General features: G+C 38.5%; 16 protein-coding genes. 2 read left to right on the top strand and 14 right to left on the bottom strand.

Going from position 1 to position 14820, the window contains the following annotated elements:
• Positions 1-8: 8 nt before the first annotated feature.
• The 7 genes from mgtE to ACW6PM_RS01210 form a co-directional block, all read right to left on the bottom strand.
• A complete protein-coding gene (gene mgtE / locus ACW6PM_RS01240) occupies positions 9-1373 on the bottom strand; it encodes a magnesium transporter (protein WP_456055940.1) in 1365 nt (454 codons plus the stop codon).
• Between the two features lie 247 nt (positions 1374-1620).
• The gene (locus tag ACW6PM_RS01235) at positions 1621-1758 is read right to left on the bottom strand and encodes a hypothetical protein (RefSeq protein WP_456055939.1); all 138 of its coding nucleotides are present in this window, start codon (positions 1756-1758) and stop codon (positions 1621-1623) included.
• A 533-nt stretch (positions 1759-2291) separates the two neighbouring features.
• Positions 2292-4424: an LTA synthase family protein gene (locus tag ACW6PM_RS01230; protein ID WP_456055938.1), complete on the bottom strand. Its 2133-nt coding sequence runs from the start codon at positions 4422-4424 to the stop codon at positions 2292-2294.
• A 340-nt stretch (positions 4425-4764) separates the two neighbouring features.
• Entirely contained in the window at positions 4765-5613 is an 849-nt protein-coding gene (locus ACW6PM_RS01225) for a P-loop NTPase (protein ID WP_456055937.1), read from the bottom strand.
• A gap of 270 nt (positions 5614-5883) precedes the next feature.
• Positions 5884-6240 (bottom strand): DUF6897 domain-containing protein, encoded by a 357-nt coding sequence (locus tag ACW6PM_RS01220; RefSeq protein ID WP_456055936.1) that lies wholly within the window; start codon positions 6238-6240, stop codon positions 5884-5886.
• A 29-nt stretch (positions 6241-6269) separates the two neighbouring features.
• Entirely contained in the window at positions 6270-7049 is a 780-nt protein-coding gene (locus ACW6PM_RS01215; protein WP_456055935.1) for a DUF3169 family protein, read from the bottom strand.
• Positions 7030-7251 carry a helix-turn-helix transcriptional regulator gene (locus tag ACW6PM_RS01210; RefSeq protein WP_055062359.1) on the bottom strand — a complete coding sequence of 74 codons (222 nt, stop codon included), beginning with the start codon at positions 7249-7251 and terminating at the stop codon, positions 7030-7032. The genes ACW6PM_RS01215 and ACW6PM_RS01210 overlap by 20 nt, the downstream gene beginning before the upstream one ends.
• Positions 7252-7438: 187 nt before the next feature.
• Between ACW6PM_RS01210 and ACW6PM_RS01205 the strand changes: the two genes are divergently transcribed.
• Both ACW6PM_RS01205 and ACW6PM_RS01200 read left to right on the top strand, forming a co-directional pair.
• Entirely contained in the window at positions 7439-7756 is a 318-nt protein-coding gene (locus ACW6PM_RS01205; RefSeq protein WP_456055934.1) for a DUF4258 domain-containing protein, read from the top strand.
• Between the two features lie 4 nt (positions 7757-7760).
• Positions 7761-7988, top strand: coding sequence for a type II toxin-antitoxin system MqsA family antitoxin (locus ACW6PM_RS01200; RefSeq protein WP_012743857.1), 228 nt, complete (start codon positions 7761-7763; stop codon positions 7986-7988).
• 91 nt (positions 7989-8079) lie between these two features.
• On the opposite strand, the gene ACW6PM_RS01195 is transcribed toward ACW6PM_RS01200, so the two are convergent.
• The 7 genes from ACW6PM_RS01195 to ACW6PM_RS01165 all read right to left on the bottom strand — a co-directional run bounded on the left by ACW6PM_RS01195 (position 8080) and on the right by ACW6PM_RS01165 (position 14793).
• A complete protein-coding gene (locus ACW6PM_RS01195) occupies positions 8080-9396 on the bottom strand; it encodes a Na+/H+ antiporter NhaC family protein (protein WP_456055933.1) in 1317 nt (438 codons plus the stop codon).
• A 48-nt stretch (positions 9397-9444) separates the two neighbouring features.
• Positions 9445-10266, bottom strand: a complete 822-nt coding sequence (locus ACW6PM_RS01190) for a hypothetical protein (protein WP_456055932.1) — start codon at positions 10264-10266, stop codon at positions 9445-9447.
• The gene (locus ACW6PM_RS01185) at positions 10235-11041 is read right to left on the bottom strand and encodes a hypothetical protein (protein ID WP_456055931.1); all 807 of its coding nucleotides are present in this window, start codon (positions 11039-11041) and stop codon (positions 10235-10237) included. The genes ACW6PM_RS01190 and ACW6PM_RS01185 overlap by 32 nt, the downstream gene beginning before the upstream one ends.
• Before the next feature lie 328 nt (positions 11042-11369).
• Entirely contained in the window at positions 11370-11720 is a 351-nt protein-coding gene (locus ACW6PM_RS01180) for a hypothetical protein (protein WP_456055930.1), read from the bottom strand.
• A gap of 49 nt (positions 11721-11769) precedes the next feature.
• Positions 11770-12702, bottom strand: a complete 933-nt coding sequence (locus ACW6PM_RS01175) for a hypothetical protein (RefSeq protein ID WP_456055929.1) — start codon at positions 12700-12702, stop codon at positions 11770-11772.
• Positions 12703-12831: 129 nt separating this feature from the next.
• On the bottom strand, positions 12832-13851 hold the full coding sequence (locus tag ACW6PM_RS01170; RefSeq protein ID WP_456055928.1) for a transglutaminase-like domain-containing protein: 1020 nt from the start codon (positions 13849-13851) through the stop codon (positions 12832-12834).
• Positions 13852-14388: 537 nt separating this feature from the next.
• Positions 14389-14793, bottom strand: a complete 405-nt coding sequence (locus tag ACW6PM_RS01165; RefSeq protein ID WP_448754173.1) for a hypothetical protein — start codon at positions 14791-14793, stop codon at positions 14389-14391.
• Positions 14794-14820: the final 27 nt, after the last annotated feature.

Below are 14820 nucleotides of genomic sequence, written 5' to 3'. Positions count from 1 at the left end.
GACAAATTTTACAATTCAATCAGGAACAGAAATGCCAGTCCATAATAAGTCACAACTGCCACCAGATCATTCACTGTCGTAATAAGCGGGCCTGACGCAACTGCCGGGTCAATCTTTATCTTGTGGAAAAACATCGGAATCACGGTGCCCACAAGGCTTGAAATTGCCATTGCCACAAGCAGTGAAACTCCTACGCAGCCTGATACCGCAAATGCTCCGAGCCATGTGTAGCCCTTGAACAGATGCACATATATTCCCAGAAATACAAGTGCCATTATTCCGAGCAAGCCACCATTTACAAGGCCTATTCTTACCTCTTTTACTACGAGAAAAAGCTTCTGCTTACCGCTTAAATTCTCATCCATGAGTACTCTGATTGTGACAGCAAGTGACTGTGTTCCTACGTTTCCTGCCATGTCAAGCACCAGCGACTGGAAGCAGATGACTATCGGCAAAGCCGCTACCACATTCTCAAATATTCCAACTACGGAAGACACTATCATTCCAAGGAAAAGCAGGATGATAAGCCACGGCATTCTCTTTTTCATGCTCTGCAGCGTGGTTTCCTTCAGATCCTCCTCTGCGGTCAGTCCGGCGAGCTTTGCATAGTCCTCACCCATCTCATTGTCTACCATCTCTACAATATCATCAGATGTAATGACACCGAGTATATGCTTATCTTTTGAGAGCACCGGAATTGAATCCTCAGCGTAGTCCTTGATTGTGTCAATACAATCATCGATTTTCTCATGGTCGAGCACATACGGATATGAATGGGCTATAATGCTTTCCAGATTCATGCCCTCCCTGGCTGTGATTAAATCCTTTAAATCAATAGCTCCCGCAAAGCATTCATCTGAATCAACCACATATATAGTCATGATATTGTCGTTTTCGCCCGCCTGCCTCACAAGCTGACTCATCGCCTGCTTCACTGTCAGACCGCTCGGAATACAGATGTAGTTGGTTGTCATATAGCTGCCGATTTCATCATCGTCATATGACAGAAGCATCCTGACATCCTTTTCTGCTTCCTCATCCAGATGCTCTACAATCTCCTTCTTGTCCTCATCCTCCAGATTTTCAAGCAAATCGACAGCATCATCCGAATCCATAAACGATACTACCCTTGCAGCCTGCTCCACAGACAGCTCATCAAAATATGCCTGTGGCTCATCAAGATATGCAAAAATCTCCGCAGTCCGCTGTGTGCCAAGGAGCCTGTACAGACGTTTTCGCTCCTTCTCGTTCATTCCTGCAAGCATATCAGCAATATCATTCTCATGATAATCTGACAAAACCTCCAGAATTTCCTTATCCGTTTTGTGGCTTCTCAAAAGAACAAGAAGCTCTTCGTATTTCTTTGTATTCATGTCTATTTCTCTCCTTTCTCATTTCCGATAGCATTTTCCACATAAAAACTATATGCGGTTCTCCAAAATCCCGAGATTTTGAAGCATAAAAATTACTCCATGATAGAAAGGACGAAACCCGTGCACTCCATAAATCTGCGCACGAAAAAAGCACCTAACGGTGCCCTGATATATAAACAAGTATGCATTTGTACACAGCAAAACACAGCACAGTGTAAGCTGATATTCCTAAATATTCCTAAATATCCTACACTGTACCTCTAAAAACTGTCCGGTGATGAAGCCTTCCACGGACAGAATCCACTATGCCTGCCAATACAATACTCACTTGTATATCAGCACCGATGTTGTTCTTACTTCGCCCAAGACCATCACTACTGTCCATGAAATTCACCTCCATACTTAGATTCTTAATTTCTAAAGTTAAAGTAATAGATTCGATATACTTCACCGGCCTGCAGATATCTGTCACGTCAGTAAATCCTACCAAACTCTTAACCGTAGAAATTGTATCATCAATATACACAATTTTCAACCCATTAATTATATCTTAAGAAGCATCATACCTATATTTTACACACGCTACAATTTTGCCACAATGTAAGGGGCGTAGGTCCCGGGTCTCGGTGTGGAGTGGCGGCATGTGCTCTCGCGTGAGCGCATAGCGAAGCTGCCTAGATACTGTAGAAATTATGCCCATGAAACGCAGAAATGCCCCGCCAAGGACGGCGGGGCAAGGATTATATGCGCCATGGACGGCGCATATAATCCGGTTTCGTCAAGCATAGAAACCCTAAAAGCATAATTTCGTACAGAATCTTGGCTGTGAAGCGTAGCGAACGCGAGAGTACATGTCGCCACTCCTCACTGGGACCCGGGACCTGCGCCCAGTCCTCCCAAGAAAATGTTCATTAAAATCTACTGGTTCTCTGTCGGTTCATCTGTCTCAGACTCACTGTCGTGCTCCACGGCAGGATCCACATATGTATACGCATTCTCAGACTTTCTGAAAATAGTATCACTTGATCCAACCTGGCACACGGTTATCTCATCACCATCACTGATGTCTTCCTTATTGATAGCAAGCACACCTGCTGAGAGATAAGTTGTAGCCACCTTGGAGTTGTTGATGTAAACCTTACTCCAGTTGGTAAAGTTGTGACCGTAAATATATACTGTATCACCGGTCGATGAATCAGACACATTTGTAATGTCCACCTTGTCAATTCCCATGACAAGATCTGAAGCCGGATATAAATCTACGCCGTTGTAGCAGTAGCGCTTTCCATAAAGAATATCGTACTGTAACAGGTCAAGACCATCCTGATATGATGCCTCATCTGTACTGTTCATCTGAGTCTGATGATAGTTCATGATAGTTCCCTCATGGATACCAACAGTGTCTGTAGTCTGGGCAAGAAGCTGGTAAGCATAAAGATCAGCATCCTCCTTTGCCAGTCCCATGTTGTTCCATGTGATGTACTTTGTCTTGTAGATATCACCTGACTTCATATCAGAATTCTGAAGTCCCATTGTAGGGAGGTGATCGCCAAACATAACAACGATGGTGTCCTCATCTCTCTTAGAAAGCTCATCTGTGAGCTCCTTGATGAAGCGGTCAGCCTCGTTGAGCTGGTTTACATAATATGTCCATGCATTTTTCATGCCCTCATCCTCAACACCTGATACGGTGTATGTAGGATTCTCGATAACAGGCTCCTTTGGATAATCTCCGTGAGTGCCAACTGTGATGATATAAGTAAAATCAGACTGATCCGGTGTAGCATCAAAGGTCTTCATTGTCTCGCTGACAAGGATATCATCTGTAGGCCAGCTTCCATTTGGAGTATACTCTGTGATATTCATGAGCTCCTTGCTGGTAAAGGTATCAAAGCCCATCTGTGAAAATGCATTGGTACGGCTGTAGAAATTACCACCGTTGTTGTGCACTACGTGTGTTGCATATCCAATCTTAGATAAATCTGAGGCAATGCTCTCGCAATCTGTCTGCTTTAATATAGTCTTGTATGGATACTCTCCTGTACCGAAATACTGCATGCTGAGACCTGTAAGCATCTCAAACTCTGTGTTTGCAGTTCCTGCTCCGACTACAGGTACAGTCAGATATCCGCTTGAATAGTTTTTCTCAAGCTCATGGAATGTAGGAATAGGATCCTCATTCACCTGAAGGAAATTAATCTCATCCGGGTCACAGAATGACTCTAAAAGCACACAGATGATGTTTGGACCGGTCTTTCCGTCCACTGTGGTGGTCTGCTTCTGTGAATTGACCTTCTGCTCCACATCTTCCACATTCTGCTTATTGTAGTCCTCAGGCTTTTTCATTCCACGGTCCACTACGGTAGATGAGAATGAGTATACAAAGCCATAATCATCATAGCCCTGAGCGATATTTGAATAGTAGCTGGCAACTACATTGGTATTCTGTGCCACATTGGTTGTGACAGGGATTGCTACGAAAAGCAGTGCTAAAAATGCCACTGAAACGCCTGCATAACGGATTTTGCCTGTATATTTAGGTCCCTTGATAAAAAGTGCCACAAGAAACAGTGCAAATGCGCCAAGTCCAAATACAACTATTGTAGCCTGCTGCGCTGTAAAATAGCTGGTATTGTTCATGGCTAAAAGCTCCGGAATACACTTTAAATCAGTATAGCCAAACGGTGTGACACGGTTTGAAAGCACACAGCCGTTGATGATTCCGAGAATAGTCCAAAAGCCTGTGATTATTACCCTTGCAAAAGCCCTGCGCCTGAACAGATACACAAGTGAAAATGATACAAACACTAAAAATGAGTTGTACATGAACGCAAGTGTATGTGCATCTACGAACTTACATGCAGAGATAAAGCTCCTGCGCGAGATAATCTCTACTATAAATACGATAGCCATAGCTATGATTGCATGGAATAAAAGCGAATATTTATTTAAAAAATCAATTCTGCGATAATATTTTTCTGAATGAATCTTGTCTTTCTTTACAAAGAGCTTTTGTTTAACGACATTCAATACATCAAATATTTTCTTCATCTTTTCCTCCTATTTGCCTTTCTTTTACCTTCTCTTTACTACATGATAATATAGTCAAAAATATGCACAAAAACAAGAGCATTTTTTTATAAAAATTGACGTCAAAAATATTGTTTTTGGGTAAATATTGATAATAAAATTAACTCTTTTTACCTTTTTTGGTTGTTTTCGTAAATTTTCAGTATGAAAACTATTGTTTAATCCGTGGGTAATATGATTATGAAGCCAATGGAACGAAATGTAAATAGGGAAATTGCATATTTAAAGAAAGTTTAATATTTAAGAGTACAGGCATATATACCGCCCCCGGCGGATATATGCCTGCTTCATTACGAAATATTTAAATGCGCTCAAGTACTTCTGTTGCTTTTGCAAGGTGGTCGTTTTCTATGCTGTAGAAATCTCCCTTATCGGCGATAGCTGCATATGATGTATCAAGCGGCAGCTTGCCAAGTACCGGTACTGAAAGCTCTTTGGCGATCTCGTCTATATGACTCTCTCCGAAAAGCTTTATCTCCTTGCCGCAGTCAGGGCATTTGAGATAGCTGAAGTTTTCTACCACACCAAGCACTGTGATGTGCATTGCCTCTGCCATATTGTATGCCTTTTTGACAATCATATTGACAAGCTCCTGCGGTGATGTGACGATTACGATTCCATCTACCGGGAGTGACTGGAATACGGTAAGAGGTACATCGCCTGTTCCCGGTGGCATATCAACGAATAGATAGTCTATATCGCCCCATGCTGTCTCATTCCAGAACTGTTTTACTACTCCGGCAATGACAGGGCCTCTCCAGATAACCGGATCCTCCTCGTTGTCCATGAGCAGGTTTACTGAGATGAGCTTGATGCCCTCTTTTGTCTCATACGGATTCATCAGGCCGTTTTCGTCTCCGAGTATCTGGTCATGTGCACCAAACATCTTTGGTATTGACGGTCCTGTGATATCGGCATCAAGGATACCTACCTTATAGCCCTTCTTTGCCATGTTTACCGCAAGTGAGGATGTGACGAATGATTTTCCTACTCCGCCCTTTCCGCTGACAACTCCTATTACATGCTTGATGTTTGAAAATTTATTCTGCTCTACGAGGAAGCTCTGTGGTCCGCCATTGTGTGATGGACAGCCCTCGCAGCTTGATTTTGTGCAGCTTCCCGCGCTGCTACAGCTACTGTTTTCCGGCATTTTTATCTCCTTTTCCTATGAGAGAGCAATTGTTGTATTTCACAAAATATATTTGTGATTGCGATTTCTTCTCATATCCTGTGTTTATTTATGTGTTTATCGTTCATATTTCATACGACATCTATATAATGTAGTATAACACGTATGCAGCATTTTTTATGCTTTTTTTCAAAAACACCCCTATTCCCACCTGTTTAATCGTATTTATTTTGCAACCATTTGCTTTGAACTATTTGCCCGGAAATTCAGCCACCTTTTCATGTTTTGTCACTACATATCCATAATCGTGCCACGTTTTCCCTTTTTATTATGCGGATATTCACGCAGCTTCACAACATAATCGAGATTCACTACCTGCACTCCATTTTTATTTTCCAACACAATTCCATTATCTGTAACTTCCTTTATTACTCCATCAGCTCTTCCATCCAATAAATTGATATAGACATCTTTTCCTATAAAACGTTCTGCTAATTCTCTCATAATTTTTCCTGCACTCCTTTGACTATTGTTTATTTTGCCTTTTTTCATAATTCTTTTTGCTGCATATCGTTTCCGTCTTTTCCACGGAAGATATAATATTATAAGCATCAAAAGCAAATAATAAATGAACCATGTGTTATCCATAGCCTACCTCCCTACTGCATCAGGTCACCTTAAAGTACTTTAGAGCACTTTGCCGCAGCCCTGCAATATACGCACTGGTTGATAAGCCAGATCAGACAGACGACAAATGATGGTAAAAATCCTATATCAAACATCAAAGCACTTATTGCCAGAATAACGGATAATGCCCCGCATACTGAATTGGTCACCTTGAATGCCTCAAAGGCACATCTGCCTATCATTATTTTTTCTGCTTCATCGCAGCTGTCTACCCATTTCTTTTGAAATTTCAGATCATATACCGAAGCAGTTTTCTCCGGATACATTATTTTGGTAATATCAACTACCTTTTGCTGGATGATTACCCCCTCAGCCAGTATTATCAGAAATGTCACAATTCCCAGCACATACATATTCAAATGTTTTTCAATCATTGCAAATCCCCCTGAATATGTTGCGCTGATAAGGAAAAATGCACATATCAATGCAATGCCGCTTATCATGAGTACCGTATTAAGCTTCTTCTCTGCGATGTCGCATATGGATTCATCCTCTCCATCCCATGCCAAAAGCAGCCTTTTTGTCTTTTTATAAACAGGTATGACCACTATCGGTGTGATGACGGCTATAGCAAGCAATATCCAGCTCGAAACATATTTGCCGAAAAATGTTCCCGCGCTTTTCATGCTGCCTGCCAACTGATCAACATCATATTTTGAGCAATAAAATCCAACAATACCACCCACAATTGCTCCCACGAGTGCAAGAAGCAGAAATCCCGGCATAGCCTTACGGTTTGCTTCTTTAATCTCATTTCTCTCCATCTTCATCTTCCTCCTGCAAATAAAATACATCTTCAACTGTAACACCGCACACCTTTGCTATCGTCAGTGCCAGGGTAACTGATGGTGAATAGTCGCCTCTTTCTATAAGGCTGATTGTCTGTCTCGACACACCACACAGCCTGCCCATCTCCTGTTGATTGACATTCAGCGCGGCCCTGCGTTCCTTTAAACGATTCTTCAGTGTCATATAGCGCCTCCGTGTGACAATTATTTTTGTCTGTTTGACAACTTTGTTTGTCATAATGTATTATATTCTTGTCATAAATGATTGTCAAGGAGTTAATTAAGGTAAATTAGTGAATTTTTAGAATAGCATTGCTAATCTCTCCAAATACTACTATAATTATAATTAATTCATATGAGGAGAATAACAGATGTGTCTTACAATTGATGAACTTAGAGGTTTGTGTACTCCCGACAATATTTATTTAACGCTGCATGCGTCAAAAAGACTTGAGCAACGTGGTATCCTTATTGACGATGTAATAGCATGTATCATGACCGGTGAAATAATTGAGGAATACCCTAATGACTATCCATATCCTAGTTGCTTAACACTTGGAAATCTAAATACAAAATGTCCATTACATGTTGTAGTTGGTTCCAATCACGAACAGCTCTGGATTATCACCGCATACTACCCGTCTTCAGACAAATGGGAGTCCGATTTAAAAACAAGAAAGGAGAATTGATATTATGAAATGCTTCCTGTGCAAAGGTGATACTGTCAAAAGTACCACAACTTATATGACTGCATATAAAAACTGTTATATTATTATAAAAAATGTTCCATGCCAAAAATGTTCACAGTGTGGTGAAGAATTTATTAATGGCTCCACAATGCAAAAAATCGAGTCCATTATATCAAAACTAAAATCCATGCTACCAGAAATAACTGTAATTGACTTTCAAAATGCAGCATAAATTTCACATAATAAATGCCGGATGAAATATCATATTTCTATCCGGCATTTTCATTTATAACCTCATTATTATTTCGCTTTAAGCTTCATTTTCAATTAAATTTTCTCCCATTTTCAACAACCAAAACCGCCACCAGCGAGCTTACCAGCAGAAACATCGGATAAAACAGATACGGCAATATATTAAAGGCTGACACCTCATGCCCCAGCTCATGCACTGCCGATATGGCCACGAGCATCTGCGCTCCATATGGTATCACTCCCTGAAAAATGCACGAAAATGTATCCAGTATAGACGCTGTTTTACGCGGAGTGATGTCGTATTTCTGAGCCATTTCCTTTGCTATCGGATTTGCCATAACTATAGCAACTGTGTTGTTGGCAGTGGCAATGTCGATAAGTCCTACCAGAAGTCCCATACCGAGCAGTCCACCTCTTTTGCCCTTGAATGTCCTGTAAATTCCAGAAAGCAGGGCAGCAAAGCCGCCATATTCACGTATCAGCGCACACATAGCTGCCACAAGCACTGCTACCATACAGGTTTCAAACATGCCTGACGCTCCACTTCCCATATTGGTAAGCAGATCGTATGGTGCTGTATTTCCTGTTGCAAGCATTATGACCGTTCCCGATATGATTCCTATTATAAGCACTACAAATACATTTATTCCGGCAATTCCACCAAATAGCACGAGAATATACGGTACTATCTGCAACAGATGATATTCCTGCGATACAGCGCCCGCGATATCTGTCCTAAATGACAGAATTGCTATACCAACCAGCGTCATTACTGCCGCCGGAAGTGCAATAAAAAAATTCTCCCTGAATTTGTCCTTCATCTGACAGCCCTGTCCATTACATGCGGCAATGGTCGTATCTGATATAAAGGAAAGGTTGTCTCCGAACATCGCGCCACCCATTACGGAGCCTATACAAAGCGGCAGCCCAAAGCCCGATGCATCCGATACTGCTGCCGCTATCGGCACAATCAGTGTTATGGTTCCAACTGACGTACCCATCGCAATAGACACAAAGCATGCCACAACAAAAAGCACCATCACCGCGAACCTTGCCGGTATCAGTGACAGCATGAAATATGCCACGCTCTCCGCACTGCTTCGTCCTACTACACCCACGAACGCTCCCGCGGTAAGGAAAATGAGCAGCATTGTTATGATATTTTTGTCAGCCAGTCCCTGCGCCATTATCTCAAGCTTTTGGTCGAATTTCACACTACGGTTCTGCAGACACGCCACCAGTATTGCCACGAGAAATGCTATTATGATGGGCACATTATAAAATCCCATCGGGATTTTCATTACATATTCAAAAAGTATCCCCAATCCCAGATACAGTACGAGAAATACTGCTATTGGTAACAGGGCTATTGGATTTTGTTTTTTCACGTTAATATGTTTCCTTTACATTTTTTTAGTATATTTCCATTAAACATTTTACCATTTATGCCTCAGTATCTCACATTTGTCATACAGATTTCCTCTTACTGACTCCTTAATCGGTAATATATGCTTCTTTTTAACCATATAAGAAATATTTTGTCTGCTACATTCCAGAGTATTGCATACTTCCGTTGTATCCAACATATTTTTTGTGGTAAATTTCCTGAAATCCTCAAGTGTAAGTGGCAGTGTTTCTTTCGCCCCATATAATGCCCATGCCGGAATGTCGATGGAATTGTTGAATGTAACATAATATCCACCAACCCCTATCTGTCCTGACTCATATAAACCTTTATGTCTGATTACCTTTGCGATATCGTCTGCATCAACATTGTCAAGTGTTGCAATATCTACTTTTTTTACACAGCCCTCATTAAAAAAGCATAGAAGCCGACCATTTCCTACTATTACACATTCTTTCAGATTTCTCCGTTGTCTTTCCTCAACAAACATTGGTACTTCATCTGTTTTCCTGATGTAAAGGCTATCCTGTGAGCACCGTCCATCCGAAATCTCAAGAAACTGCATTTCGTCATATGATTTAAGATGATGTGTATTCAGTATATCACCTATATTCTGTCTTCCGCTGGGAATCACGCGCTCCTTTATCCAACAAAAGCTCATCTCCCGTGGAATAGTATAAATCTTTTTCTTTATATATCCCGTAAAAAGCAATGGTGCATTCCACTCATCAAGATATTCAGGTAATTCTATAATAGCAGTACGTGATTTTTCATAATATAATAGAACCCCTGCCAGAAGATCATTTTCCTCATCAATTATCTTAAAGATTTTCATATATTTTGTACCTTTCATATATCATGTTCCAAGCTTTTTCAATAAATTTATCCGAAACAATATCCTGAAGTCCATCAAAAATAAATGTCTTATCTTTCTCCTGCAGTTTTCCTGTAAAAAGCTCCTTTTTTCCTCTTACAATCTGCAAATTATCATAACACGAATATCCTCCGATAAAGTTCTGACATCTTTTATCTTCCATAATGTCGAATTTGTCTATATCCTGATCTGACATGCATGAATACATAAGCGATAATCCATGATCAAATAATGGAGCAATTCGAAGCGAATGTTCTCTGGTATTTCTCAAAATCTCTATATTAGCACCGTGTCTGTCTCTATTCAAAATCAGATAATCAATGACTATCATTTGGTCAATATATCTTTCCCAGCCACATCGCACACAAAAGTCATAATGCGATTCTCCTTTCTGCGCGTTAGCTCTATAATAATCATCCAATGCGATCTTGCTCTCTCCACGCTTTTTGAAATCCTCGGAAGCACATAAAAAAGTATTATATATTCTCCCCTCCATCTCTATATCTGCATGAATCAGCTCATAATTCAAATGCTCAACACCAAGTGTTGTCAGCAATCTGTCCACAATTATTTCATTTATGCACTCATGCCCTATAACTCCATTCACCGGATCAAAATTTGAGAGCTTATAATATATTTTCTTATCTTCCATTATTGATTCTGACTTTAAAAAAGTGCCTGCTGTCCCGCTTGAACTTCTGATATGTGACCATTTTAAATAGGTTAAATCCTGTGTCTGTTTAATTATATCCATTTTTCCCCCATATAATTTATATCATCATATTGCTCTCATTAAATAGTTTACAGTTATTATATATTTTTATTTTACTCTCGTCAAATATATTATATACATAAAAAAGGTTCATCTTGTTTATCAAGATGAACCAAACATCACGGATCTTTCTACATTTTCCAATTCTACCACTTTTCACGAAAATGCAAAATGTTTATGCCTACTTTTTAACGAAAAACAGAAATGTTTATGCCTGCTTTTTAACGAAAAACAGAAATGTTTATATCAAGTTTTTAACGAAAACACAAAATGTTTGTTGTTTCATTTCTTAAATGCTTTATTTTCTGGTTTATTCGCTCAGAAATTCAGCCACCTTTTCTATCTGCGCACTATTGTACTCCATGTATTCCAGATAATACTTTTTCACGGTCTCATTCTGCACTTCTTTTTTATAGAGCCACTGTCTTGTTTTAGCCTCCGGTGCAAACAGCACTGCCTGATATTGTGGAGAAAATATCTCCTCAAGGCTGCAGGCTGATTTGTCCAGCACACAATTGTAGTCCAAATTTTTTTCCGCAAAATACCGGTTCAATGCTTCCGCAAACTTTTTTGCTTTTCTCACATGGACAGCATATTCCACCGGATTATACGGCTCTCCTTCTATTACCGGCACCTGCCATGCTAAAATACATGTTTTCATCTCTTTGTACTCCTTTCATTTTTGCCAAATTTATATATAGATATCTTTCTTATCTTGATACTCTCTTTTCCAGCTCATGTATGTATGATAACAAATGCTCTTTTCTCTGTGAAACCGTGTCTAGACCAAATAACTCTGATAACCTTACTGCCACGCTCAAGTCCGAATTAATAAAAATATTCCATCCTATTTTCAGCCCGCAAAGAATAAACACCACACCTATAACTTTTATTTCCCAATAATAAAAATTTATGCAGAACCATACTCCTGTCAGTTCAAACAAAACTATCCAAAATATCTTCTTTCTGTTCTGAATCTGTATTTTCTCCAGTTCCTTATACTTTCGAAGATTATACTCTAAAGTATACGCCAAATCATAATCAGGCAGATTTATATGTGCAATCCTTCCCTCTTCCGTAATAATAGTGGCCCGATTCACTCTATAATCGTGTAACAGGACAGCCACACTTACACACAACATAATTCCACCAAGCCAAAGCATATTTTGATACTTTTTGCAATCTACTTCCTGTATACATATGCCCTTTTTCAAGCTGCTAAGTGAAAAATCCGGCACCTGTTCATACCATTCCATAGAAACATCTTTTTCTGGCAACACTTTACCAATTAAATCAACCTTTCCCTCTAACTGTTCTTCCAGATTCTTATCGTATACCTTTACTCTCACATAAGTATTATCCATGTATGGAATATTGTATACATAGTAATCTCCGAAAAATGTCACCTCTACCTCACACTGTCCTGAAGAAACGTCTGAATTGTATTCATCAAGCGGTTTGGACAGATAATCCTTTAATTGGAACTTGACATACTCGCCCAGACGCAAAGCTGACTTTTCATAATCCGTGGCATTATCATATTTGAATAATGAAATTCCATTTATCGCAAGTATTATAATACTTATGATTACAAAAATCCCTGCACACATTGTCCGATAAGATATTGATATGTTTCTTTTCATTGAACATTCCCATAGAATCCTTACTATAAATTTCCATAATGTGAATTAATTATATGATTATGTAATTTTCCCTCACATGCCACCTTAGCACTGGCTTTACTTATTAAAAATGGCCAGTACGTTGCTTGCCTAATACTCAAATGAATCCTCAAGCTGATACTGTCTGTCTCCAATGCGTTCCATTTCATTTTTCATTTTCAGATTGTCCATTTCGCCGGTTTGACACACGTATGTAGGATCTATATAATATGTTGAATCATCTACTCTCATAGCAACCCATCCATGTGGTATGAGTGTACCATCTGATTTAATTGTACCAAAAACAGGATAAGCTGTTATTCCCACTCTGTTACATAGTTCTGATAATATTATTGAGATTCCACCGCATATACCTCTTTTATCCAAAATACATCCTTTGTTTGAGACATCAGCATATACTTCATTTTCATACAATTTGTCATAATATGGTTCAATACTTGATTCATAGACAGAATAATCATATTCCATGTTGTCTTTTATCCAATTTAAGAAATATTGTACAGCCTCTTTTTCATTCATATTCTTGGGCATTTCTCTTATAATCTCATCATAGCAAGCATCTATTTCTTTTGATTTTTCCTGATAATATTCTGTTGAAAAATCAGCGCTTTTACATATTTTTTCAAGCTCATCTATATTGGTAATTATATTCTCATCATTTAAAACAAGCTTAAAATTCTTCAACTCCTTGCGCTTTTTTGAATCATTAACCAGAACATATAACTTCATAATATTACAATCATCATTAATTGTGTTTCGATCAATTAGTTTATTATTTTCTCCAACCGGAAAAATTAATGAAATCGCCCAGTTCTGATATTCCGGATCAAATGATAATGTTCTTACTATCCTCAGATACCGGTATGTACTTATCGGAGCTGTTAGATCAATTTTTCCACCATTTCCCTGTGCAACTAATGCTGTAATATCGTTACACACCCTTTTTTCGGTTTCGTCAAGCTGGTCATAATAAAATGAATTTGTTTTATTTGAAAAACTCACCTTATTCTGACCACCCCCTATTTCAGACTCTTCTTTACCATTTAAAAAAACACATAAAATACCGACTAATATTAATATAAACAGAAGGATTATTTTCTTTTTATTCATAAATTATGTCTCCCTTTAGAAATTAAACTTATCATCATACATTTTCAATACTCCTTTCATTTTTGCCAAATTTATATAGATATCTTTTACACTCTTTATAACCTCATCTGTCTCTTATTATACATATAAAAACCGCAATAACAAGCATCACTATCAGAACAGGAATCTGCAATGCAAGCGCATTGTACGAACCTCCATATCTGTAACGTTCCACTATCATCATGTGATTCATAAAATCCGCGAAATCCCATAAATCCCGACACCTTTCAAGTATCCTTTTACACCACCCCTGCCTGTCTTTACCTTAAAAATAAACATAAGAGCTACAATTGTCATTATATCAATGCAATTTCTTATCGTTTCCGCGATAATATAGTGTTCCTGCATGATCGGTATACAATTCATTATCACAGAAAAGACCAAGGTCCTGTATACAATGAATAATATTACCAGACCAAGTGGTAATATTATCACTTTATTCAATATTGATTTATCAGATTTCATCCTTTTATTGTTCCTCTGTTTCTGCCTTTTTTACTAATTATTGTAAAAATATTTTTCGTATATTTTAGGTACATATATATATAATTTATCTTTGCTAATTTTCAATATAATATCATTAGTTAGCCATCTATCATACTTGTTCTTTTTACAATACTTTTTTTCAGTGACATTATCAATTATTATCTCTCGCTTCATCTTTTGGGTTATAATTTGTTCAATTTGCTTAATTTTACCGGATTCATTTTCCAACTCTATACAAACTAATTCCGCTTCTTTACTTCCAATAAATGACATTGGAAGGACATACAATATCATAGCTGTAATATATGTGAAAAAAGGAACAAATATTGATACTCCATCTACCAGACACAATCCTGTAAATATAAGCATAATTAAAGTAACAATCCATGTAAAATGTATAAAATACTTTTTATTCATAATTCCACTCCATTTCCTTACTTTTAT

The organism is Agathobacter sp. (genome assembly GCF_977054825.1).
Note: the sequence above shows the minus strand (reverse complement) of the source record. Positions and strands in the feature narration are given on the sequence as shown.

Coding starts and splice junctions, on each gene's coding strand:
- ACW6PM_RS01225 (WP_456055937.1), bottom strand. CDS start 5,613: ATGCCGGAAAACAGTAGCTGTAGCAGCGCGGGAAGCTGCACAAAATCA.
- ACW6PM_RS01165 (WP_448754173.1), bottom strand. CDS start 14,793: ATGAATAAAAAGTATTTTATACATTTTACATGGATTGTTACTTTAATT.
- ACW6PM_RS01210 (WP_055062359.1), bottom strand. CDS start 7,251: ATGACACTGAAGAATCGTTTAAAGGAACGCAGGGCCGCGCTGAATGTC.
- ACW6PM_RS01215 (WP_456055935.1), bottom strand. CDS start 7,049: ATGAAGATGGAGAGAAATGAGATTAAAGAAGCAAACCGTAAGGCTATG.
- ACW6PM_RS01190 (WP_456055932.1), bottom strand. CDS start 10,266: ATGAAAGGTACAAAATATATGAAAATCTTTAAGATAATTGATGAGGAA.
- ACW6PM_RS01175 (WP_456055929.1), bottom strand. CDS start 12,702: ATGAAAAGAAACATATCAATATCTTATCGGACAATGTGTGCAGGGATT.
- ACW6PM_RS01230 (WP_456055938.1), bottom strand. CDS start 4,424: ATGAAGAAAATATTTGATGTATTGAATGTCGTTAAACAAAAGCTCTTT.
- ACW6PM_RS01220 (WP_456055936.1), bottom strand. CDS start 6,240: ATGGATAACACATGGTTCATTTATTATTTGCTTTTGATGCTTATAATA.
- ACW6PM_RS01235 (WP_456055939.1), bottom strand. CDS start 1,758: ATGGACAGTAGTGATGGTCTTGGGCGAAGTAAGAACAACATCGGTGCT.
- ACW6PM_RS01200 (WP_012743857.1), top strand. CDS start 7,761: ATGAAATGCTTCCTGTGCAAAGGTGATACTGTCAAAAGTACCACAACT.
- ACW6PM_RS01180 (WP_456055930.1), bottom strand. CDS start 11,720: ATGAAAACATGTATTTTAGCATGGCAGGTGCCGGTAATAGAAGGAGAG.
- ACW6PM_RS01185 (WP_456055931.1), bottom strand. CDS start 11,041: ATGGATATAATTAAACAGACACAGGATTTAACCTATTTAAAATGGTCA.
- ACW6PM_RS01205 (WP_456055934.1), top strand. CDS start 7,439: ATGTGTCTTACAATTGATGAACTTAGAGGTTTGTGTACTCCCGACAAT.
- ACW6PM_RS01170 (WP_456055928.1), bottom strand. CDS start 13,851: ATGAATAAAAAGAAAATAATCCTTCTGTTTATATTAATATTAGTCGGT.
- mgtE (WP_456055940.1), bottom strand. CDS start 1,373: ATGAATACAAAGAAATACGAAGAGCTTCTTGTTCTTTTGAGAAGCCAC.